Origin of the sequence: Bartonella sp. TT119HLJHH, assembly GCF_042193385.1 — a bacterium.
In the GTDB taxonomy this organism is placed as follows: domain Bacteria; phylum Pseudomonadota; class Alphaproteobacteria; order Rhizobiales; family Rhizobiaceae; genus Bartonella.
This window is the reverse complement of record NZ_JBHILS010000003.1, coordinates 18463-43927: the sequence shown is the minus strand read 5'-3', so window position 1 is coordinate 43927 and position 25465 is coordinate 18463. Positions and strand designations below refer to the sequence as shown.

The window sequence follows — 25465 nt, the reverse complement described above, 5'->3', positions numbered from 1 at the left end:
GCCCTGACCTTCTATCTTTCCATAAGATTGATACTTACATTTTTCTCTTTTCCAATTGTTATCTGCACGTTTTGAAACCCAAAACTCCTACGAAAATAATATAATTTTCTGTAATAATAATTGATATAAATATTATTGATCTTTTATAAGATGACATCTATATTACTATTATTATTTTAATATCAACAAGTCACTTAAGCGTACCTAAAACGCATAGAGATATCAGTTTATTGATAAATACGCCTGTTTATAAATTTCAAAATACTTTCCACCAAGAAAATATACCCTATATAATACATAAAATATCTGTGGAGACATCTTTATGTTAAATGTACAAACTTCTTCAATGTTTAAAATATTAAAAAAATTTCCAATCGTGATTTTTTTGGCTTGGTTAGTGCCATTTTTAAGTGGGTGCGGATTTAATACGATACCAACAAATGAAGAAAAAGCACATGCAGCATGGAGTGAAGTGCTCAATCAATATCAACGTCGTACAGATCTCATCCCCAATCTTGTAGAAACAGTTAAAGCTTACGCAGCTCATGAACAAAGTGTTTTCACAAATGTAATTGAAGCACGTGCTAAAGCAACACAAGTCAACATTAATGCAGATATGCTGAATAATCCAGAAGTTATGCAGCAATATCTCAAAAATCAAGCAAATTTATCAAGTGCACTTTCGCGACTTATGGCTGTTGTTGAAAACTATCCGGATCTTAAAGCAAACCAAAACTTTCTTGCTCTTCAATCACAATTAGAAGGAACAGAAAACCGTATTTCCGTTGCGCGCCGCGATTATATTGAAACAGTACGTGCCTACAATACTGCACTCAAAACAATACCGACGATGATTTGGGCAAAATTATGGTTTCGTGATGCTAAACCTATGCCAACTTTTACCATCGATACTGATAGCCAACAAACACCAAAGGTTAATTTTAATTAATGAAATCATTTCGATACTCTTTGCAACGTATTGTATTTTCACAATTATGGGCTTTTATCTGCTCTCTGTATTTAGTTGCTGCATTGGGAAGTATCGCTTGTTCGCAAATAAAATTTCCTCATTTAACAGGTTATGTTAATGATGTGGCTCATTTGCTCGATAATGCAACCAAGGAAGACTTGACAAAAAAACTGGCAGCACTCGAAGAGAAAACGGGAGATCAAATTGTTCTTGTGACACTCCCTACTCTTTCGGGCAACGATATAGAAACATACAGCAATTCTCTTTTTCGTACATGGGGATTAGGCCAAAAGAAGATCAATAATGGTGTATTACTGGTCATTGCACCGAATGAACGCACAGCACGTATCGAAGTTGGATATGGTTTGGAAGGAGAGCTAACAGATGCTCTTTCCTCTGTCATTATTAATAGCTTCATGATTCCTAATTTTCGCGAAGGAAATTATCAAAAAGGAATTGCTGAAGCAGTTGATGCAATTATCAAAGTTATTACAGAAAGTGATTCTGATTTTACTTTTCGCATCAAAGAAAAAGCTAAAATCGTTGAAGAACAACGTAAACAAGCTGAAAAAGAAGAAATGATTATAAATACAATCATGTTTCTCATTCTCTTTATAGTCGTTGGTTTGCCCATTCTTGCAATGATTTTTGGTAAAAAAGTGGGTCCACAAAAGTATCTCTGGCTGGGGATCATCTTCACACTTTGGTTTCTTAACTTAAGTGCCGGTGGCAGATATCCTGGTGGAAGGTTCGGTGGTCCTCGAGGTGGAGGGGGATTTAGGGGTGGTGGTGGATCATCTGGTGGTGGTGGTGCAACAGGAAGATGGTAAAAGGAACATGGATTTTTAAGCGTAGCAAATCTTCTTAAGATAAAATTTATGAACGTATTCTCTTTTATTCAACAATTCTATACCTTACTCTGTAATCACTTTGTATTGATTACAAAATAAACTCAAACATCAAGATAAATATTACCAATGACATTTGAATTGAAACATACAGATCGTAATCACTTATCACATCATTTTAATGCAATTCTAGGCAATCCACCCGTTGAATGGAAGATAAGTGATCATCTAGTTGAATATCCTGAAGCTCTGCGTTATATGCAAGAACGTGTAGAAAAAATTCTTGCAAAAACCGCACATGAACAAGTTTGGCTTCTTGAACACCCTTCCCTTTATACAGCGGGGACGAGTGCCAATAAAAAAGATCTTTTGGCGCCTAATTTATTCCCTGTTTATGAAGCAGGACGTGGAGGTGAATTTACATATCACGGTCCAGGACAGCGTATTGCTTATATCATGCTTGATCTTAAACGCCGGAAACAAGACATTCGTGCTTTCATTAGTGCATTAGAAGAATGGATCATACAGATGCTTGCCAACTTTAATATTAAAGGCGAACGCAGAGAAGATCGCGTTGGTGTCTGGGTTAAACAGTCTCATTGCCCATCAAAACAAAATGATCTTTCTTCCGAAGATAAAATTGCAGCTATTGGCATTCGAGTGCGCAAATGGATAAGTTTTCATGGAGTTTCTATCAATGTTAATCCTAATTTAGCCCATTATTCAGGAATTGTTCCTTGTGGAATTACAAACCACGGTGTAACAAGCTTTCTTGATCTAGGTTGCCCTGTAACAATGCATGATATTGATATTGCTCTCAAACACGCTTTTGAAAAAATTTTTGGTCCAACAATCGATGTTTCCTAAGTGCATTGATTTTTAAATAAAAAACAGGCATAAAATTATTTTAATAAATATTTGATTTTATGAGGTGGATAGTTAAACGCTATGAGCGATAACAAAAAGGATCTTTTTAGTGTTTTAAATAAAGCCCAATCTCGGGTAAATACAAAAGAAAACACTCTGCAATCTCCAATGAAATCAAACGCGATGATTTCAAGAAAAAGTGCAAAAGATACGCAAGAAGATGACTATAATGCCCTCTCTATTCGAGTTCTTGAGGGTTTAGAGCCGGTACGTTTACGCCCTGGAATGTATATTGGTGGAACAGACAGTAAAGCACTTCATCATTTATTTGCCGAAATTATTGATAACGCGATGGATGAAGCTGTTGCGGGTTATGCAGATTCTATTGAGGTCTCATTAGATAGGAACGGTTATATAACCGTTACAGATAATGGACGCGGTATTCCTGTTGAAAATCATCCTCAAATGCCTGAGAAATCGACTCTTGAAGTTATTATGACACAACTCCACTCAGGGGGGAAATTTGATGGAAAAGCTTATCAAACTGCTGGTGGACTTCATGGAGTAGGAATTTCTGTCGTCAATGCTCTTTCTGATGATATGGAAGTTGAAGTTGCCCGAGAACGAAAACTGTACCGCCAACGTTTCTCACGCGGTATTCCTCAATCTGGATTGGAAGATCTGGGAGATGTTTATAATCGTCGTGGTACGCGCGTTCGTTTTCATCCTGATCATGAAATTTTTGGTGAAAAAGCAGCTTTTGACCCAGAAAAAATCTATAAGATGACATGCTCCAAAGCCTATCTTTTTGGTGGCGTAAAAATTCGCTGGTCTTGTGATCCCGTCATACTTGAAGGCGCAAAAAATATTCCTGAAAAAGCTGTTTTTCATTTTCCCGATGGGCTTAAAGACTATTTACTTGCGTCACTAAAAGATGAATATCGAGTAACGTCAGAAATTTTTTCTGGCAAAACACAACACAATAATGGCCATGGCTCCGTTGAGTGGGCTATCGCTTGGCATGGTGGTGATTCTTGTGTGCAATCTTACTGCAATACGATTCCTACAGGAGAAGGCGGAACACATGAAATAGGATTACGTCAAGCTCTTTTGCGTGGATTGAAATCCTACGCTGAGTTAATAGGAAACAAGCGCGCAGCGATTATTACGTCTGACGATATTATGATTTCAACAGCCGCAATACTTTCAGTCTTTATCAGTAACCCTGAATTTGTTGGACAAACAAAAGATCGATTAGCAACCATTGAAGCACAGCGTATCGTTGAGAATGCAATCCGCGATCCTTTTGATCATTGGTTAGCAAATTCCCCACAAGAAGCAACTAAACTTCTCGATTGGGTTATCGACCGTGCTGAAGAACGTGTTAGACGACGCCAAGATAGAGAAATAAGTCGAAAAACTGCTGTCCGTAAATTACGTCTGCCCGGTAAACTTGCAGATTGTAGCCAGAACCATGCTTTGGGTGCTGAACTATTCATTGTTGAAGGGGATTCTGCAGGAGGATCTGCTAAACAAGCAAGAAATAGAGCAAACCAAGCAATTTTACCTCTTCGTGGTAAAATCTTAAATGTCGCCAGTGCTGCACATGAAAAAATGAACTCAAGCCAAACAATTAGCGATCTTATCCTTGCTCTTGGATGTGGAACACGCTCCAAGTATCGTGAAAAAGATCTCAGATATGAACGTATTATCATCATGACAGATGCTGATGTTGATGGTGCTCATATTGCGTCACTGCTCATTACCTTCTTCTTTCAAGAAATGCCTGACCTTATTCATCAGGGACATTTATATCTTGCCGTCCCTCCCCTTTATAGAATATCGCAAGGAGGAAAAGTTGCTTATGCTCGTGACGACATTCATAAGGATGAATTGCTCAAAACTGAATTTACTGGAAAAGCTAAAATCGAAATCGGGCGTTTTAAAGGGCTAGGTGAAATGCGCGCAGAACAACTTAAAGAAACGACTATGCATCCTCAAAAACGTACATTGCTTCGTGTTTCTATTGATGCCGTGGAAATGCAAGAAACGAAAAAGACTGTAGAAAGTCTCATGGGAACAAAACCAGAAGCACGATTTCGTTTCATACAAGAAAATTCTACTTTTGCTTCTAATCTTGACATCTAATGTAAAAAATATCCCTTTCAAACCACTGCGGCTGCGTCAATCACGCGCAGTTGCGGATTGATCATTCCATTCCAATAATTCAAACTAAGATGACCAGCTAAATGAATCATTTCACCAATATTTTCAAAAAGAAAATCACCAAGTGATGTCCCTACAGCACGAAAAGCTATTCCTTGCAGTTTTTTTCCTTCAACATTAGAGACAACGAGGCGAAGATGCCCTTTACCAACTTCAGATAGATTCACCAGTCGATGAGAGGGAAGAACAAAAACAGGTGTTGCATTCCCTGCCCCAAATGGCCCTGCTTTTTCAAGCAATTCAAACAGCGCTTCATTAACACCAGAAGCAGAAAGAGAACCATCTATACTAAGAGATTTTTTTGCACGCAACTCAGAAACCATTAAAGAAACTTTTTCTTCTAGCCATTTTCGAAAAATTTCAATTTTTGTTGATTGAATTGTAATTCCTGCTGCCATACTATGTCCCCCTCCTTTTTCTAATAAATTGAGTGTAACAGCTTCACGAACGAGTGCTCCTAAATCTATACCATTAATTGAGCGTCCCGACCCTACGCCATTTCCATCTTCTTTCAAAGCAATAGCAAAAACAGGGCAAAAAAAACGCTCTTTGAGACGGGAAGCAAGAATACCAATAATTCCCGGATGCCATTCTTTATGTGAAATGACAAGCGATAATGGTATTTCTTGATCTTGATAAAGAGAAGTAATGTAAGATTCCGCTTGTGCTAATTGAATGTTCTCCATTTCTTGGCGTTCTTGATTAAGCCGATCTAACTGTTCTGCTATTCTGTCCGCTTCATCTTTATTCTCACAGCTAAGCAAACGTGCTCCCAAAGCTTGATCACCAATGCGCCCTCCTGCATTAATTCTAGGACCTAACAAAAAACCTAAATGAAAACTATTAAGCGGCTCCCCTATTCGTGCAACCTTTGTTAAAGCTGTTATTCCTAGATTATGCATAGAACGAGCAACTTGAAGCCCTTTTATCACAAAAGCACGGTTAACCCCCTGTAATGGAACGACATCACATATGGTTGCCAATGCAACAAGATCAAGCATACTTAAAAGATCAGGCAGCTGCCCTTGGAATTGTTTTTTCCGCAGCAAATGATGAACCCAAGCTAACGTAACAAAAACAACACCCGCTGCACATAAATGCCCCTGTTTAGAAAAATCATCAGGGCGATTAGGATTGACCAGAGCAACAGCTTCTTGATGAATCTCTGACATTTGATGATGATCTAAAATCACCACATCAGCACCAGCAAGCCTCGCTGCTTTTACGGCATCTGGACTGTTTGCGCCACAATCAACAGTGATAATTAACTGGGCGCCTTCTTGCACAAGCATCCTCATTGCTTGTTCATTCGGACCATAGCCTTCAACAATACGATCAGGAATATAAATTTTGACTTCAATACCAAAATAACGAAAAAAACGCGCTATCAGTGCCGATGAACAAGCACCATCAACATCATAATCACCAAACACAGCAACCTGCTCTTGATCGAGAAGAGCCTTAACAATGCGCTCTGCTGCGCATTGCATATCTCTAAAACTTTCTGGATCAGGCATAAGCGTACGCAATGTTGGATTAATAAAATCAACAGCCTCCGATTCATCCACATCTCTTGCTGAAAGTACTCGAGCTAACTGATCTGGAAAGCCAAATTTTTGAGAAATAGCGCGCGCATTATTTATCCCTTGAACATCAAGGGCATCTAACCAAGCTTGACCACAAGCAGAAGATTCAACATTGAGAAAATAACGAGGCCACTGCATTATTGTTTATTTTATAATGAAGAACGATAAAATACAATCATGTGTTAAAGATAAAATAGTCTTTTGCAACATTCATTTTAAGTTTAAATGGTCCACAAACTTCTTTTCATATGGTATTATAATACCCCTCTCATAACATGCTGTTTTATAAAGTTTTTATTTTCTCTTGACGTCAATCAAAAGACATTATATCAGAGCAAGTAGTATGCGTTAAATATTTCGCTATGGTAACAATTTTCAACGCAAAACAGTAAAAATTCCCTTATATAAAGGGTTCTAATAAAGGATACTTCTATGGCAACTTTTTCACAAAAGCCAACTGAAGTGGTGAAAAAATGGGTTATTATTGACGCAGAAAACCTTGTTTTAGGTCGTCTTGCCACATTTGTTGCGAACCGCTTACGTGGCAAACATAAAGCTACATTTACTCCACATGTTGATGATGGTGACAACGTTATTGTCATTAATGCAGATAAAATAGCTCTCACTGGCAAAAAATATACGGATAAAAAATATTATTGGCATACCGGCTATATCGGTGGAATCAAACAACGTACAGCACGTCAACTTCTTGAGGGGCGTTTTCCTGAACGCGTTATTGAAAAAGCGGTAGAACGTATGATTCCTCGTGGGCCTCTTGGTCGCCGTCAATTGAAGAATCTACGTGTTTACGCTGGAAGCCAACATCCACATGAAGCACAACAGCCTGAATCTCTTGACGTTGGTGCTTTAAACCGCAAAAACAAAAGGATTGCTTGATTATGGCTGAAATTAATTCTCTTTCTGAGCTTAGCATAGTAACAAGTATTACAGAAACACATGAAAATGTTGTTCCTGTTCATGTGCAAAAGCTTGATTCACAAGGACGTGCTTACGCAACAGGAAAGCGTAAAGACGCTGTTGCACGTGTATGGATTAAACCAGGTTCTGGAAAAATCACGATCAACAATAAGGAATTCGACAAATATTTTGCTCGTCCTGTTCTTAGAATGATTCTTCGTCAACCAATTGTTGCAACAAATAGGGATACCCAGTTTGATATTATTGCAACCGTTGCAGGCGGTGGTCTTTCCGGACAAGCCGGTGCAGTGCGCCATGGCATTTCCAAAGCTTTAACCTATTACGAACCAGAACTTCGCTCAATCTTGAAAAAAGGTGGGTTTCTTACCCGCGATAGCCGTGTTGTTGAACGTAAAAAATACGGTAAAGCAAAAGCCCGTCGTTCTTTCCAATTCTCAAAGCGTTAATTTCAATTTTTGTACAATGCATAAAGCCTCGAACAAAAACGGGGCTTTTTTAAACTGCTAAAACAAACGTTTCGTAGAGACAAATTTACATCTGTTAGAAGAAAACAAGAATGCAAAACAACCCATCTCCTTAGACAAGGACTAAAAAGTAGATCAAAAAATTCAAAACCTCAGTTTCAATTTTTTAAATTTATTTTGCTAATAGGCATATCCACCTGCTAAAGCACAAAAATATTTGCACGATAACTTTAGCAATCTTATAAATTTTTCAATGTTTTTTTCTATCATCACTTAACAAAGCTTTAATCCAAGAAGTGCTTTACCATTGTGATAAAATGCGGAACAGAAATAGGCTTTGACATATATTCTTCACATCCACTGGCACGAATTCTCTCCTCATCGCCTTTCATAGCAAAAGCTGTTACAGCAACAACGGGGATTGATCGAAGTTCTTCATCTTCTTTTAATTGTTTAATAACATCTATTCCAGAGACCTCTGGCAACTGGATATCCACAAGGATAAGAGATGGCATTGATGAACGCGCTAAATCTAATGCCATAAGACCATTACGCGTTTCAACAGTTTCATAACCACTCGCTTCTACAAGATCACGGAATAACTTCATATTAAGCTCATTATCTTCCACGATCATGACTTTTTTTGACATTAGTATAACTTCCACCCTTCTTAGACAAAATAGAAATGAATCTACATTCTATTTGCTTAAGATAAAATGATAAAAAAAATTGTAAACCACAAAGAGATTAAAAGCTTCCAATAAAAGCATTTTTTGCAAATATTTATAAAACGCATCGCTATACTTTTTCAGTTCATCAGCACAAAATCCACAATAACCATAAGTATTGTATTGCCCTATATTTTTTCAGTGAATAAGCACCGTTTATGAATATCTCAATTAAAGCATATACATTTTCATCATAGAAAAAATATCAAATACAAACTCAGCTCAAATGCATATTTTGAAGAGAAAAAATTTAATTAACTTTAAAAAGCAGCTGATTATTTAAATTTAATACCCCCTATGCTGCCATCCCCCCAACGATATCTTAATGATATTAAAGGATAAATTTACCAATATTATTAAAAGTAAAAATAAATAAACCGTGATTAAACCTCACGGTTTATTTAATATACAACATTCAATAACAGAACAATTCAAAATTTATCAAGGAAATATCTTTTACTACAAAGCCCATACACTTCGAACAAAAGCAGTGAATGTTCTTTCACCTACGCTTTTGCCAGGATCCGGTGGCTGTCTAGTAAAGAAATATACAAGATATGCGATGAAACCAAAAATCGCCCCCTCCAGCCCCATTAAAGCCGCAACTTTGTGGACATTTTTTTCAGTACTTGGTCTTCCAAATTGGTTAATAATCATATCAACAGCTTTAATAACTCTATTTTCCTGTGACATTATAGAAATAAAACCAGCATTTTGAAATCTATCATTTAAAGAATCAGCATTGACTCTTAAAACCTGTGAAAAGAAAATAACTACTGCAACAACACATAACATACAATTTTTAAATATTTCCATTATATAACACCTATTACAATATTTAATAAAATAATTTTTTTACTGTATATTCTAAAAAAACATCACATCATCTATCGATAATGTGTTTTTATCTTCTAAGAATAATAATATAACAAAAAATTTTTAATTATTATTTTGTATTATATTATATATAAAATATATACGTTACGTGTTTATTTTAGTATTGTCAATTGTTTTATTTGTATTTTATATTGTGTAAGTTAATGGTAAAAATATATTAAGATGAAATTATTTTATTATTTTTATTATAAATTTAGCTTTATTATCATAACTATTATTATGATTTTATAATATATAAATATGTTGTTTTTAGTTGCATGTAATGTTTTTATTTTTTTATAATATAGTAAAATAAATAATTTATATAAAATAATTTTTCCTTATTGTATATTGAGAGGAAATAGCTAACCTAGTAAAAATGTAGCTCTTTGGTTAGAAAAGCTAAAGGAGATAAGATAAGAGATAATATTGATGAAAAAGCCAACTTTAATCCATAAAGCCATTAAAAATTTCAACGATTTTACAACAATTCGTTTCTACAGAATCACGGAATAACCTCAGTTTAAGCTCTTTATCTTCCACGATCATGACTTTTTGATATTATTAATAGTGCTTCACGCTTTCAAAATAAAATAGAGAAATAGATAATGAATACACATTCTCTCTAACCAAAATAAGAGAATGATAAAAAGTGCAAACCTCAAAAAGACTATATTATGCCCAATAAAGTATTTCTGTAATAATATTAAAAAAGAGTCCAAGCTACAAAATTAAAGCTTAATGGGCATATTAATAAATATAAAAATAGCTAAACCGTGATTTGAAATCACGGTTTATTAATTGTGAAAGATTCAAAAACAAAATAATTTAAAGTTTATCCAATCAACATTTTTTAAGTAAGAGCCCATGCACTTCGAGCAAAAGCATCGAATGCTTTTTCACCTGCGCTTTTTCTAGGATCCGGTGGCTGTCTAGTAAAGAAATATACAAGAAATGCGATTAAACCAAAAATCGCTGGCTCCATTCCTATCAAACCAGCCACCTTTTGGACATCTTTTTCTCTGCTTTGTTCCGAAAATTGACTAATAATCGCCTTAACAGTTTTAATAACTCTATCCTTTTGTTCCATTACAGAAATAAAATCAGCGTTTTGAGATCTACCATTTAAAGAATTGGCATTGACTCCTAAAACCTGTGAAAAGAAAATAGCTACTGCAACAACACACGATATACAATGTTTAAATATTTTCATTATAATAACCTATTACAATATTTAATAAAACCTTACTCTCTAAACAGAACACATTACATCATTATCGATGTTTCATATTTTCCTATGAGAAGAGAATGGATAAATATAATACAAAAATAATTGTCATTTTGTATTATTGTTTTGTCTTTTTCATATTTAATTTATTTTGTCAATTATTCTGTTTTTGTTTTTTTAAAACTGACTGATTAGGTGATAAGATTGTATTTACAATAATACGATTATAATATTGTTTAAATTGTATTTTTCTTCAAAAAGATTGATTTTTTTAATCACAACATTTTTAAATCACAACATAAAAAATATTACTAAATTGTTTTTACACATAATGGATTTTATGTTGTTAGCATACAGTAAGCGATTTTTTTCTTATTGTATGTTGAGAGGAAATAGCTAACCGAGTAAAAATGTAACTCTTTGATTAGAAAAGCTAAAGGAGATAAGATAAGAGATAATATTGATGAAAAGACCAACTTTAATCCATAAAGCCATTAAAAATTTCAACGATTTTACAACAATTCGTTTCTACAGAATCACGGAATAACCTCAGTTTAAGCTCTTTATCTTCCACGATCATGACTTTTTGATATGCTTCACGCTTTCAAAATAAAATAGAGAAATAGATAATGAATACACATTCTCTCTCTAACCAAGGTTAAAAAGATAAAAAATGCAAACCATAAAGAAACAAAATAACACCTAATAAAAGCATTTTTTGCAAATATTTGTAATGCTCAGCATTATGTTTTTCAGTTTGTCAAAATGAACTCCACAATAATCGTAAAATTATATTATTCTATATTTTTAAGTGGATATGTAAAATTCATAAGTATCTAATGAATCTCAATAAATTAACTCAAATACGCATTTTGAAGAGAAAAACTTACGTAACTTTGATATGCATAGATTTTTTTATCTGTAAACAGTCAGTAGTTCATATACCCAATCAGAAATTTATTCTTGTGATCTTATATTGTCTCAAAACGCTTTTTGTTATACATCAATACAAGCGATGCAATAACAAATCAAAATAAAACTTACTTACGTAATTTTAAACAAAACTTTAGAATGGACCACACATGTTGTTAATGCATTGTTAAATGCAAAAAAGTTTTCAATCTTTTCAATCTCGATATCAAAAATCACATTATTTTCATCACTGATAATCATAAATATATGATCTTTATAAGTTATTTTACAACATCAAATTAAAGCATTATTTTGGTTTATTGAAAAAGAAGCTGTCTGGATTTCTCTTTATTTTTTAGCCAAATTTAAAAACATAATTTTATTAATAACATATCTCATAATCTTTATAAAAAGATACTTAAATAAAGAATGCTATAAAAAATAAAATGACTATTATTGATGTTTTTTATAACATCAGTTTTAATATGCGCTTTAGAAGCATAATATAATTTAAATAAATTTATTATCCATAAAACTTAAAATTTATGAAATAAAATATATAGAATTATAAATAATATACCATTAAAAGATATTCTAATAATATTCTTAGACACATTTTTCATTAACATATCTACTTTTATTAACATATCTACAAAATTGTTATGATTTTAGAGATACATTGCAGATATTCTATAAATTACCGTACACAATTATAAAAATGATGCACAACTCTAAAGGCCCCCCTACTAGGGCACCATTTATAGTGCTGCCTACTGCCTTCTCTTAGTGTAGCCCCCTCCGCAGCAGCAGCTACGATTAACAGGAACTATACCATCTATTTTCTATTGCAACTGCACCCGCTATACTTACGATTTCTCCAAGCACAGCACCCCCAACTGTCCCAACAAGCGCCACTATCATTACTCCTGTTTGTCCTGTAGATTTTATTGTATCCCAATAATAACCCGAAGGACGGCATGAATTACCTGAAGCACGTGATGAGCTTGAACTCTCCTTTTTCTTTTATAGAAAAACGCATCATATCGATACAATTAAATTTGATTATTACGCGTTTTAGACAATTGTCAAACCTAATTTTAAATTAAAATAAAATAAAAACACCGTACAAAAAAATAATATTCGCAAATACTATTAAAATATAACACATTAATTTTTCTTTCTCTTAACAAAATCATAAATTAAAATGAGTTTTCATAAGAAAAATTAAGAGCCTTCTCTTGATTTACTCGCACAACAAAAAAATATATTTATTACGTTATTGAAATTAATCTTTTTGCTATCGTTTTACAGCTACTTGACTTGGTGAATCCTTTTATTTTTCAAGCAATTATTGATGGAATTTTGCCTACTCAGCATGCTGAAAATCTCTATGTGATCGTTATCTTAATAATTACTATCATGTTGTTTCGCACAGCTCTTAGCTTTCTATTGAGCAACTTAAAAGCTTTATTCTATCAATTTTCTTATTGTTTAAGCAAAAACTCATCCACGTAATAATATATTGAATGCACCAACAAAATCCGCACGAATAACCACATTCTACACATATAAAAATTATCCACTTTTGACAATTTTTTAGCACTATAACCGAAAAAGAACACATCTGGCTCGTATTATGAATGATATTAAATTGTATGCCATCTTACCATTGGCTTTTGTCATCAAGCTGCCATCTAAAATCGAACAGTTTAAACCTCTAATTTCTGTTTCACGCTCCTTGCCAGTAACCGTGGGAATGCGGCCTATATTATTGTTCAATCTTATCTAACAATAAAAAAATCCTCATGTGAAAATTCTACATGCCTTATATCGCCAGAATAAATAACGATAATTTATGGTACAATAGAATTATTCACTCAATTTTTTTTATTTTTATAATCATGCTGACTTTCATCTCATCCCCCTAATCCATTAAATTTACGCATTGTTTTCTTATAACTTATGAAAGTCATGACCATGGAAAGAAAAGCGCTCAACAGAAGATATCCAATATTCCATTCGCCTTTACCAAGCAACAATGACACAGGCAAGGAAGCAGAAAAAGCCATAGGAAGCATAAACAAAAGCCATTTTACGATGCTTAAAGGATAAATTCCTATTGGTACAAATGAAAGCTCGTAAATCATTTCATGAAAATATTCGACAGGCATCTTACGGCTAATAATAAATGTTACAAAATTAAACATCATGAAAAAACAAATATTGACAATAAAAACACAAAATATTGCAACAATAAAAGAGATCCATCTTAGCTTAAGATCGGATATATTCGGTAATGATACAAATAAATAGGCACTAACATAAAGAACAAAGAGCTTGATCAGATTAAGAGGTTTACACCAACCAAATAACATCAACAACCAGATTGAAACGGGCTTTATCAAGTATGGTTCAATTTTACCATCCGCTACTTTTTCAAAAAACGTTTCAATAGAATTAGTAAAAATATTCAAAAATATTCCAAGTAAAACAAAGACAACAAAGATAAAATGGATTTCATCTCTGCTATAGTTACCGATCTTTCCTGAAAAAGAAGATATTCTATCAATAAATATGAATTGAATAAAATAATAGCATAGAGAAAGAATAAACTCCCCAGCCAAATTCTTACCATAAACAATCTGTCGGCGGATATTCAAACTGATAAAATGAAGGATTATTTTCATCTCAACCACCCGCTCCATTATATGCTTTCATCCCTTTATTCCAAGCAATATGAATTAAGCATAAAAAACACAAAATATAAGTAAAACTTCCGAAAATAAACTGCTGAAACAACGCTAAATTTTGCGTCGCGAAAAACTCGGCAGGAGCGGATATCATGAAACGATAAGGATTAAATTGCATAAGCGGAATAAGCCACACCGGCCAAAAAGATGGTGGTAAAAGAACACCCCCAAGAAGCGCTGAACTGAGAATACTGAAAGAGAGTAATATATTGTACTCAATCACCCAAAAGCTTAATAAGGCAATTCCAAAAGAGAGTAAAAAACAAAGCAATTGTGATAGAATAACAACCAGAAAAAAGAACAGAAAAGCGATGACCAATTCCAGAATATTTTCATAGGATAAAACAAGCTTAACAACAAAAAGAGCCAATAACGGGATGCTATATAATACACTCTCCCCTAAAAAAGTAAAAAGCATTTGTGTCATATAACTAAAGGGCTTTGTAAGATATACTTCTAATTGACCTTCTTTAACATGATGAGAGAAAAACTTAATCACATTATAACCATTATTTAAGCGACCTAGGACTAAAGCAAAAGCATAATAATACATCATATCATAAAAGCTAAAGCCATTGATGGTGTTGCCCGTATCAGAGAAAAGTGCATTCCATAATAGAAGTTGAATAACAAATGGCGAAAGTGTCCCAATGATAATATCGGTAAAAAACATTGCTCTATCACTTAGAACAGTGAGTAATCCATTCTTGGCAAAAAGAAACATACCAAAGCAGTGGTTAGATAAATTCTTTAAATTTAACACGGAGCATCTCTTCAAGCGAGGGAGTGGATACAGAGAACGTACAGTTCAATTCGGTTGTAATTTCGCGTACAAAACGCGCAAAATCCTCACGGGGCAGCGAAACCTCCAGCGAGCATTCTTCAGCGTTAAAGTGCTTATCTTTTAAAGGAGTAGATAATTTCAACGCAATCTCATCAATTTTTTCTACAACAGCTGAAGGTGCAGCCATGTGTTCACAAAAAAGTGTCATTCTCACCAAAGAAGGAATGACATTTTTAAGCGCATGAAGATTACCATGAAACTGTTTCTTTCCTTTATGCAAAAGAATAATATCATCGACGTATCCATCAATATCTCCCATATCATGACTTGTAATGATATACCCAGTGCCACGCTCCTTTTTCAGTTTTTTAAGAAGCTCCCTGATTTCATGCTTAGATGTAATATCAAGACCAATACTTGGCTCATCGAGAAACAACAGTTTAGGTCTAAAGGAGAGATTAAATGCCAATTCACTTTTCACTCTCTCACCCAGACTAAGCATCCGCACTGGCTTATCCATAATATGCTCAAGACCCAGCAACTCAGCGATCTCTTTAAGATCACGGGTAAAAGAGGAGCGTTCAAGACCATATAATGGTTGAACCATATCCAGACTGTAGCGTAAGGGCAAATCCCACCATAAACAATTCTTGTGACCAAAGACCACACCCAAAGACTTGAACAGATTTTTCTTCGCTTTATAAGGATCAACACCAAGGACTTTAACACATCCCTCATCAGCGTATTGTATACCAGAAAGTATTTTAATCAGTGTCGATTTACCCGCTCCGTTAGGGCCAAGAATTGCTAACGATTGCCCTGAAAAGAGGGTGAAACTCATATCTTTTAACACATGATGATTTGTATAAACCGGCTTGAAGAGAGAAAACACCTTGTTTTTAAAACCAATTCCTCTGTCAATGTTGCGATATATTTTTGAGACGTTATTAACGTCAATCAATAATGATCCCATCAGTCACTCCTAATTTCAATTTATCCCCCTTTTGAATGTTCCCATAATAAATATCTGTTTTGTTCACTAGAAAAAACAAAAGTGTTCAAGCCCTCCCTAGAGCAATAAAACGCGCCTGACGTTTTATCTCCAATTTTTTGTCTAGATATTTTTTCAATGTGATGAGTTCACTTCAATGAAGCATTAAGATACTAAAAACTTATTTCTTCTTTTATGAAAGATAGTCTTTTGGATAAACTAAGTAAGTAGAAAAATAATTGGTCATTGAAAGGAGAACTTTGCTAAGAAGGCTTCATTGTGTAAGCAAAGATACAAAGCATAAATCTATACTATAAGCATATCAAACCACATTGATAATAAAACAAACTTCCTTGACAACAGGAATTTTTTGAGAGGTTACTTTTCCTCAGCATTACTATAAAACGCCTCCATTATTCCCCATAAAAAAACTAAAATCGCTTTCTCTATTTTAGTAAATATCTTTCAGATTTTATCTAACTCATCTCCCTCAACAGACACGCCTTCCCAATATGACCTCTATAGATAATTCAAAGGAGCAGCTTCATAAACTCAGATTATTAAACGATACACCATATCCAAAAAATAACAATACAATCAATATGGATAAAGAGCTGTAGAAAGAAAGCCATGATATTCGAAAATTTCATCACTCAAAAACATAATTTTCTCATAGCGATTGACTTATCAAAAACTTTCTTCAAATGATGCCCTATTCATCTTATCAAATTTATAGACAAAATTTGTATCAATCAAAAAGAACAAATGAAGTTTGTTTAGTCGGTTTCAGCATCACTCTCATTAAAAGACAAAAGATTAAAACTTTGAACCATATGAGGTGGTAAAGGTGCAACAATGTCCAATATTCCTCCTGAAGGATGAGGAATACGAATACGACGTGCATGAAGATGAAGACGATTTTGAATTCCTCCTGGTAATGTCCAATTACTATCAGAAAAAAAATACTTTGTATCGCCAATGATAGGATGATCCATATGGGCAGCATGCACACGAAGCTGATGTGTTCTCCCAGTATAGGGTTCCATTTCAAGCCACGAAAGAGTCCGCCCTCGCGTATCTAAAACGCGATAGTAGGAAACCGCATGATGTGAATCTGGCTCCCCATGTTCACAAACACGCATTTTGTCACCTTGTGCAGTCATTTCCTTAACCATCCACGTTGAAATTTTGTCCTGCTTTTTTTTAGGCACACCCCGAACCAACGCCCAATAAGTCTTTTTTGTTTCTCGCGCTCTAAAAGCAGCTGTTAAGGACTGAGCAGCTCCCCTTGATCGCGCAACAATAAGCACCCCCGACGTCTCACGATCAAGACGATGAACCAAACGTGGCTTTTCACCTTTTTTATTGCGCCATACCTCAAGCATACTATCCATATGACGTGTTAAACCAGAGCCTCCTTGTACAGCCAACCCAGCTGGTTTATTAAAAACAAATACCTTTGGGTCTTCATAAAGCAGCATTTTTTTCAAAACGGTTCCATCATCCTGCCCACGGAGGGTTTTATCCGTTATTGGAAGACTTTCTTTGTCATCAATAGGGAGAGGTGGAATACGAACAGACTGCCCTATACAAAGACGCGTATCGGCTTTAACACGTCCACCATCAACCCGTATCTGACCAGAACGCAACAATTTTTGCAAAATTCCAAACCCAAGTCCTGGATAATGCACTTTAAACCAGCGATCTAAGCGCATTCCATTTTCATCTGCCTCAACTTTTTTTATTTCTACGCCTGCCATAAAAGTTCCCTTGCCTGATGTCTATTTTTGCGCCTTTATAAACACAAAAATTCATATTTTAGTTGGCTTTATCACACCATATTACAGTTAGTATCCAAAATTGCCTTTTCTTAACGTTCAAATTTTATTAGCTAAAAATTAAGCGTTATAAAAATCAACAGCCTTTACGCTTAACAGCGAATGGAGATAATTAACAGTGTCCTTATTCAAAACCTATGCACGTGTTCTCACTTACCTAAACAGAGAAAAAAATGCATCCCTTTTAATCTGTACTGCTAATGTTATGTTAGCGATTATCACCATTGCAGAACCTATTTTATTTGGACGCGTTATTGATTCTATTACAGAAAAATTAGCTATCCTCCCTACTCTTGCCATTTGGGTTGGTTTTGGACTTTCACATATTATCGCTTATGTCCTTGTTGCTCGCGGTGCAGACCGCTTAGCCCATAGACGTCGCTTAACGGTTTTAACGGAATCTTTCGAACGTATCATTGCCATGCCTTTAATTTGGCATCAACAACGTGGGACTTCCAACGCACTCCATACACTTTTGCGCGCTATAGATTCCATGTCAACCATATGGCTTGATTTTATGCGCCAACATCTCTCAACACTTGTCGCCTTATTGGTTCTCATCCCCATAGCCTTTAATATGAATTGGCGTCTTTCAATAGTCTTGGTTGGGCTTGCCATCATTTATGTATTAATTGCACGTTTAGTGATGCGAAAAACAAAAGACGGACAAGCCGCTGTAGAATGCTACCACCACAACCTTTTTAAACATGTCAGTGATTCAATCTCTAATGTTTCCATTGTACAAAGTTATAACCGAATAAAAGAAGAAACTTCTATACTGCATCAACATACAAATGCTCTTCTTAAAGCACAAAATCCTGTTCTCAATTGGTGGGCGCTCGCCAGTGGCTTAAATCGAATGGCTTCAACAATTTCAATCGTTTGTGTTCTTCTCCTTGGAGCTTTTTTTGTTGCAAAAGATCAATTACGGGTAGGTGAAGTCGTTGCTTTTGTTGGATTTGCACAACTCATGATTAGCCGCCTAGACCAAATGAGCAATTTTATTAATTGTGCAATATCCTCACAAGCAAAACTGCAAGAATTTTTTGAAATGGAAGACTCAACCTTTCATATTAACGAACCGCAAAATCTTCCTTCCCTCCAAAATGTTAAAGGCGCCATACAATTTCATCACGTGACCTATCAATTCCCAAATTCTTCTCAAGGTGTTTTTGATATTTCCTTTGAGGTTAAAGCAGGACAAACTGTTGCGATTGTAGGACCAACAGGGGCTGGAAAAACAACATTGATCAATCTGTTGCAGCGCGTATACGACCCTACCCTTGGGCATATCTCCATTGATGGAATAAATATATGCTCGATCAATCGCGAATCTTTACGCAAATCTTTAGCAACAGTATTTCAAGACTCGGGTCTTTTCAACCGTACTATTCATGACAATATCTCAATAGGAAAAGCGAGCGCAACGAATGAAGAACTTTATGAAGCCGCAAAAATAGCAGAAGCTCACGATTTTATTCTAAAAAAAGCTGACTGTTATAATACAATGGTGGGCGAACGAGGATCTCAATTATCAGGTGGAGAAAAACAACGACTAGCAATTGCACGCGCTGTTTTAAAAAATGCCCCTATTCTCATTCTAGATGAAGCAACAAGCGCTCTTGATGTTGAAACAGAGGCACGTGTCAAAGATGCTCTCGATTGCATAAGCCATAACCGTACTACTTTTATTATAGCACATCGCCTCTCAACAGTACGCAATGCTGATGTGATACTCTTTCTGGATCATGGTCACTTAATGGAAAAAGGAAACTTTCAAGAATTAATCGATAAAGGGGGACGTTTCTCTAATTTTTTAAAGGCAAGTGGTTTAACAATCAAACCACTAGAAAGAGAAGGAGAAAATGTTATTCCCTTACATGAAGCCATAGCTTCATAAAAACGATACTCTTCATAGATCTTATGCAAAAACTGTCTCTTCAATACAATAAGAGTGCTTATATGATACAAGTAAAAAGATTTCTAAAAATGCCACAATCCATTTTAGGTATTTAAGACAAATATTAAAACAGTTTAGTATTTTCTCTGCTATTGCAATTTTACTAGATTGGGACAAAAATATTTCCCTATATCTGTATATATTGACGAGTATACATTCTCATTTAGGGAAAATGTAAAGGTAAAAACAATTTCCAGTTTTACCGTCTTCTTTTTACTCAACTTTACGAATTTCAAAACGAACTAAAGAAATATCTTTTAAATAATGAATATTATGTATTGCTTTGCACTTTTGTTTATCACGTTCTTTATAGTCCTCGCATAAAGAACAGAACATCATTATTTTGCACATTCATATGATTTTTTTAAGAAACATTTCTCAATGCTCTTAAGCCCATTTCACAACGACATTCGTGAGTGGTTTTGATTAATTTAACATACACAGAATTTGAAATAATAAAATCCTACGAATATTCGTAGCTCTTATTCAAAAGATAAAACGATAAATTATCATTATAACTCAATGTATTAAAGCAATTTTATCATAAATAAATTAGATATTAATCTAAATCTTTAGATTTATGTGGTATTCATTTGATTTATATTGATAATTCATTACTTTATAACTTGAAATAAAGATTTATAAAGATAGGAGAATATTCTTTTCAAAACCTTTTAATAATAAACCAAAAAACTGTTTTCTTGTACATAACAAGCAAAATAAAAACAACACAATAGCTCTAAGATACAACAACTCTTTTATAAGCCTTTTCAAGGAAAGAGATTTTATTCATTTGAAAACTAATAGAATAATGACAGCTTATAACTTTATAAGGATAATCGTATGCAATAAATCTTGTACTATTCCTTTCATAAAAAGAGATATTTCTTCAAAAAATCTATAAGAGCAACATAATAACTATTCTCCCCAGTAAAAGAATACACAGCAAAGCATGAAGTGCTGCATAATCTATCTTATCTTAAAAAAGTGACTCCTGAAACGCTTGGAAGCTATAAAGCCAAATGATACAGTGGTGATAAAGACAAACACTGTCTTTATCTTTACAATTGTATTTTCCCCAATTACGCTGTATCTGCATTTCAGAAATACACCAGACAGATATTCATGATACATAGATGCCAACCCAATATAACAATGTGAAAAACACCTATGCAGAATGATTTAATTTAATTTTTTTCAAGAAAATCTTTTAATGCCGCAAATGCCTCATCAGCTTTGTTCCCCTCAGGACCACCAGCCTGTGCCATATCAGAACGGCCACCTCCACCTTTACCACCAAGAATCGCTGAAAGAATACGAACGAGATCTACAGCATTTAACTTATCCGTTAAATCATCTGTAACGCCGACAACAGCACTCCCTTTTCCATCCTCCGTGACACTAATAAAAGCAACCACTCCAGATCCAATTTGTTTTTTCTCAGAATCGACGAGTGCCTTAAGATCCCGTGGTAAAATATTTTTAACAACGCGTCCAGTAAAAGAAAGCCCATTGATGATGGTAATATCACCTTGGCTTCTTTCTGTTACTCCACCGCTCAACACCATTTTCTTGCGTACATCATTCAACTCTTTTTCAAGTTTACGACGATCATCAAGTAAAATTCGCACCCGTTCTTCCACACCAGCAGAAGAAGTTTTTAAAAGATCAGCAATTTCATGAATACGCTCATCTTGGCGGCTAAGATAAAGACGTGCTTCTTTGCCTGTTAAAGCTTCAATACGCCGCACTCCAGCTGAAACAGAACTTTCAGAAACAATATGAATTAAACCAATATCACCTGTTTGCTCCACATGAGTCCCTCCACAAAGCTCAATTGACCAACGCTTTTTTAATCCTCCCAGTTCAAGGAGCTCCCCCATAGAAACAACGCGAACTTCATCACCATATTTTTCCCCAAACAATGCCATGGCTCCTTCAGAAATTGCATCATCTACAGCCATGAGACGCGTTACGACCTTACTATTTTGCAAAACAATCTCATTGGCTAAATCTTCTATTTTTTTCAACTCTTCTGGTGAAACGGATTTTGGATGAGAAAAATCAAAACGCAACCGATCTGGCGATACAAGAGAGCCCTTTTGAGTAACATGATCCCCCAATATTTGGCGTAAAGCTTCGTGTAACAAATGAGTAGCAGAGTGATTCGCACGAATTTTCTTACGACGAACAATATCAACCGTTAATTCGACACAATCAGACCTCGATGCCTGACCAGATTTCACCTCCCCAATATGGATAAAAACACCATCACCCTTTCTTTGGGTATCATGCACCTCAAAAATAAAATTTTCACCAGAAATAATACCGCTATCACCAATTTGCCCACCAGATTCACCATAAAAAGGCGTCTGATTAACAACAAGCATAGCTTTCTGACCTGAAGAAATATGATCAACAATTTTACCATCACACACAAGAGCTGTAAGAATTCCTTCAGCTTTTTCTGTTTCATAACCCAAAAATTCTGTAGCCCCCACTTGATCACGAACAGAAAACCAGATCTTTTCTGTTACAGCTTCCCCAGAACCAGACCAATTGGCACGCGCTTCCTCTTTTTGGCGTTCCATCGCTTTATCAAAAGCACCAACGTCAACAGAGATTCCTCGACGCCGCAAAACATCTTGCGTCAAATCAAGCGGAAAACCATAGGTATCATAAAGCTTGAAAGCAACTTCACCATTCAAATAGTCCCCTTCTTTAAGATTAGTACTTGCTTCGTTCAACAAACCAAGTCCTCGTTCAAGCGTTTTACGAAACTGTATTTCTTCTAACTTCAAAATTTCTGAAATCAAAGATTCTGCACGCACCAATTCAGGATAAGCTTGTCCCATTTCGCGAATTAAAGCAGGCAAAAGTCGCCACATTAAGGGCTCTTTAGCACCAAAAAGATGGGCATGACGCATAGCACGACGCATAATACGACGTAAAACATATCCTCTTCCTTCATTAGAAGGAAGCACACCATCAGCAATCAAAAATGCAGATGAGCGAAGATGATCAGCAATAACACGATGGCTGGCAATAAAATCACCCTTTGCCTCAATCCCTGTAATTTCTTCTGACGCAGCAATTAATGCACGAAAAAGATCAATGTCATAATTATCATGAACACCCTGTAAAACAGCAGCAATACGCTCTAATCCCATGCCTGTATCAATAGAAGGATGAGGTAAGTTAACACGTTCTTCCTTGGAAACTTGCTCATACTGCATAAAAACAAGATTCCAAATCTCAATAAAGCGATCCCCATCTTCAGTAGCACTTCCAGGAGGACCGCCCCAGATTTCATCACCATGATCATAAAAGATCTCCGAACAAGGCCCACAAGGTCCTGTTTCTCCCATCGACCAAAAATTATCAGCCGTCGCAATACGAACAATTTTTTCATCTGGAAGACCAGAAATTTTACGCCACAGTTCGGCAGCAACATCATCACTCTGATAAACTGTCACCAATAATTTATCTTTTGGCAGGCGAAATTCCTTTGTTAAAAGATTCCATGATAAAAAAATGGCTTCTTCTTTAAAATAATCACCGAAAGAAAAATTACCCAGCATTTCAAAAAATGTATGATGGCGCGCCGTATAACCAACATTATCAAGATCATTATGCTTTCCACCCGCACGAACACATTTTTGTGCCGTTGTTGCCTGCGTATAAGGGGGCTGTTCAAGCCCAGTAAAAACATTTTTAAACTGCACCATCCCTGCATTTGTAAACATAAGTGTAGGATCATTACGTGGAACGAGAGGGCTAGAAGAAAGAACTTTATGCCCATTACGATGAAAATAATCCAAAAATGTTGACCGAATATTATTAACACTATTCATGTTGACACCTGCTCAATACAGCACAAAACCATAAAAGAAAAATCCCCCCTCATTAAATCCTCTTCGCCACGCATGGAGTCAATTTAATCAAAAATGGAATATTTGTTTTAAAAAATTGAGAATAAAATGACTGCGTATTTAAAAACTCAAACAAAAAACAGAAAAATCTTAAAGGAAAAAAAATATAGACGAAAAAAACGCCCCATCAAATAGCTTCATCACTTTCTGTATTTTCTGACCCTGCATTTTCTAGCAGTTCAATGGCAATCAAACCAGCATTTTGGCGCAAAGCCGCTTCAATTTCTGCTGCGACTTCCGCATGTTCACGTAAAAACTGCTTTGCATTTTCACGTCCCTGTCCTAAACGCTGAGAATTATAAGAAAACCATGCACCAGATTTTTCCACAATGCCAACCTTGACACCCAAATCAATCAATTCACCTACTTTGGAAATACCTTCACCATAAATAATATCAAACTCAACCTGTTTGAATGGAGGTGCCAATTTATTTTTCACCACTTTAACGCGCGTCTGATTACCAACGATTGAATCCCTATCTTTAATGGATCCAATGCGACGAATATCTAAACGAACAGAAGCATAAAACTTTAAAGCGTTTCCACCCGTTGTCGTTTCAGGAGAACCAAACATCACACCAATTTTCATGCGAATTTGATTAATAAAAACAACCATACAGTTAGAGCGAAAAATTGCTGCGGTTAATTTTCGTAACGCTTTACTCATTAACCGAGCTTGCAATCCGGGCAAAGCATCACCCATTTCACCGTCAATTTCTGCTCGCGGTGTTAAAGCTGCGACAGAATCCACAACAAGCACATCAACTGCACCAGAACGAACCAACGTTTCTGTAATTTCCAATGCCTGTTCACCGGTATCTGGCTGAGAAATGAACAAGTTTTCTAAATCAACACCAAGCTTACGCGCATAAATAGGATCAAGCGCATGCTCTGCATCAATAAAAGCACAAATCCCACCACCTTTCTGTGCCTCAGCAATAGCATGGAGAGCCAATGTTGTTTTCCCAGAACTTTCTGGTCCATAAATCTCAACAATACGCCCCTTCGGTAATCCACCAATCCCTAAAGCAATATCCAAGGATAACGACCCTGTTGGAACTGTTTCGATTTCAACAACCTGCTCTTTTTGCCCAAGACGCATAATCGAGCCTTTACCAAAAGAACGTTCAATTTGTGAGAGAGCAGCATCGAGAGCTTTTGTTTTATCCACGATTATATCCTTGACCGATTCATAATAACCTAAAACTTTAGTGTACACTGTACTTTTAATTTAACTAAAGGCTTGAGTTTAGATTTTCACAGACTATTTTCATTCTTATCTTCACATTATGTCCATAAACATTCATAACCATCACAATAAAGAATTGGCATTGCTTATCTTATGACACAAAATAAATTCCAATAAAACAATACTTCCATAGGAGAGCAAGTTAACATATTTATATCTCTCTAGAAAAGGAACAATTTAAATTTCAACACAATGTTCTATAGCCCTCCTGCTTATCCCTTTTATTAAATACTTGAGAGACTAAGAATTCTCCTGCTATTGATCACACAAAAACGCATCATCAATCAACCTCATGCCCTATTGCATCGAAGAACAAA

The 25465-nt window shown here is 35.3% G+C and carries 17 protein-coding genes; 7 read left to right on the top strand and 10 right to left on the bottom strand.

Going from position 1 to position 25465, the window contains the following annotated elements; all coding sequences use genetic code 11:
- The first annotated feature begins 322 nt into the window (after positions 1-322).
- From ACFIJL_RS02620 to parE, 4 genes are all read left to right on the top strand, one after another.
- On the top strand, positions 323-949 hold the full coding sequence (locus ACFIJL_RS02620; RefSeq protein WP_375622364.1) for a LemA family protein: 627 nt from the start codon (positions 323-325) through the stop codon (positions 947-949).
- Positions 949-1800, top strand: coding sequence for a TPM domain-containing protein (locus tag ACFIJL_RS02615; RefSeq protein ID WP_375622363.1), 852 nt, complete (start codon positions 949-951; stop codon positions 1798-1800). Before ACFIJL_RS02620 ends, ACFIJL_RS02615 begins: the two co-directional genes overlap by 1 nt.
- 147 nt (positions 1801-1947) lie before the next feature.
- A complete protein-coding gene (lipB, locus tag ACFIJL_RS02610; RefSeq protein WP_375622362.1) occupies positions 1948-2685 on the top strand; it encodes a lipoyl(octanoyl) transferase LipB in 738 nt (245 codons plus the stop codon).
- Between the two features lie 81 nt (positions 2686-2766).
- The gene (gene parE / locus ACFIJL_RS02605; protein ID WP_375622361.1) at positions 2767-4833 is read left to right on the top strand and encodes a DNA topoisomerase IV subunit B; all 2067 of its coding nucleotides are present in this window, start codon (positions 2767-2769) and stop codon (positions 4831-4833) included.
- Between the two features lie 17 nt (positions 4834-4850).
- Here parE and recJ read toward each other — a convergent pair whose 3' ends face one another.
- Positions 4851-6635 carry a single-stranded-DNA-specific exonuclease RecJ gene (recJ, locus tag ACFIJL_RS02600; RefSeq protein ID WP_375622360.1) on the bottom strand — a complete coding sequence of 595 codons (1785 nt, stop codon included), beginning with the start codon at positions 6633-6635 and terminating at the stop codon, positions 4851-4853.
- Between the two features lie 294 nt (positions 6636-6929).
- Between recJ and rplM the strand changes: the two genes are divergently transcribed.
- Both rplM and rpsI read left to right on the top strand, forming a co-directional pair.
- A complete protein-coding gene (gene rplM / locus ACFIJL_RS02595; RefSeq protein ID WP_015856544.1) occupies positions 6930-7394 on the top strand; it encodes a 50S ribosomal protein L13 in 465 nt (154 codons plus the stop codon).
- A 2-nt stretch (positions 7395-7396) separates the two neighbouring features.
- Positions 7397-7882, top strand: coding sequence for a 30S ribosomal protein S9 (gene rpsI, locus ACFIJL_RS02590; RefSeq protein ID WP_015856545.1), 486 nt, complete (start codon positions 7397-7399; stop codon positions 7880-7882).
- 302 nt (positions 7883-8184) lie between these two features.
- Here rpsI and ACFIJL_RS02585 read toward each other — a convergent pair whose 3' ends face one another.
- The 7 genes from ACFIJL_RS02585 to ACFIJL_RS02555 form a co-directional block, all read right to left on the bottom strand.
- On the bottom strand, positions 8185-8550 hold the full coding sequence (locus ACFIJL_RS02585; RefSeq protein ID WP_273724078.1) for a response regulator: 366 nt from the start codon (positions 8548-8550) through the stop codon (positions 8185-8187).
- Between the two features lie 537 nt (positions 8551-9087).
- The gene (locus tag ACFIJL_RS02580; RefSeq protein ID WP_375622359.1) at positions 9088-9444 is read right to left on the bottom strand and encodes a hypothetical protein; all 357 of its coding nucleotides are present in this window, start codon (positions 9442-9444) and stop codon (positions 9088-9090) included.
- 913 nt (positions 9445-10357) lie between these two features.
- Positions 10358-10717, bottom strand: a complete 360-nt coding sequence (locus ACFIJL_RS02575) for a hypothetical protein (RefSeq protein WP_375622358.1) — start codon at positions 10715-10717, stop codon at positions 10358-10360.
- Positions 10718-13560: 2843 nt separating this feature from the next.
- Positions 13561-14349 carry an ABC-2 family transporter protein gene (locus tag ACFIJL_RS02570; RefSeq protein ID WP_273791430.1) on the bottom strand — a complete coding sequence of 263 codons (789 nt, stop codon included), beginning with the start codon at positions 14347-14349 and terminating at the stop codon, positions 13561-13563.
- Positions 14333-15157, bottom strand: a complete 825-nt coding sequence (locus ACFIJL_RS02565; protein ID WP_375622357.1) for an ABC-2 family transporter protein — start codon at positions 15155-15157, stop codon at positions 14333-14335. The genes ACFIJL_RS02570 and ACFIJL_RS02565 overlap by 17 nt, the downstream gene beginning before the upstream one ends.
- On the bottom strand, positions 15132-16151 hold the full coding sequence (locus ACFIJL_RS02560; protein ID WP_375622356.1) for an ATP-binding cassette domain-containing protein: 1020 nt from the start codon (positions 16149-16151) through the stop codon (positions 15132-15134). The genes ACFIJL_RS02565 and ACFIJL_RS02560 overlap by 26 nt, the downstream gene beginning before the upstream one ends.
- A 794-nt stretch (positions 16152-16945) precedes the next feature.
- The gene (locus ACFIJL_RS02555) at positions 16946-17929 is read right to left on the bottom strand and encodes an RluA family pseudouridine synthase (RefSeq protein WP_375622355.1); all 984 of its coding nucleotides are present in this window, start codon (positions 17927-17929) and stop codon (positions 16946-16948) included.
- Positions 17930-18125: 196 nt separating this feature from the next.
- On the opposite strand from ACFIJL_RS02555, the gene ACFIJL_RS02550 reads away from it, so the two are divergent.
- Positions 18126-19907, top strand: coding sequence for a glucan ABC transporter ATP-binding protein/ permease (locus ACFIJL_RS02550; RefSeq protein ID WP_375622354.1), 1782 nt, complete (start codon positions 18126-18128; stop codon positions 19905-19907).
- 1247 nt (positions 19908-21154) lie between these two features.
- Here the strand turns inward: ACFIJL_RS02550 and alaS are convergent.
- Positions 21155-23821 (bottom strand): alanine--tRNA ligase, encoded by a 2667-nt coding sequence (gene alaS, locus ACFIJL_RS02545; RefSeq protein ID WP_375622353.1) that lies wholly within the window; start codon positions 23819-23821, stop codon positions 21155-21157.
- Positions 23822-24026: 205 nt separating this feature from the next.
- Complete coding sequence (gene recA / locus ACFIJL_RS02540; RefSeq protein ID WP_375622352.1) at positions 24027-25070, bottom strand: recombinase RecA; 1044 nt, start codon at positions 25068-25070, stop codon at positions 24027-24029.
- Positions 25071-25465: the final 395 nt, after the last annotated feature.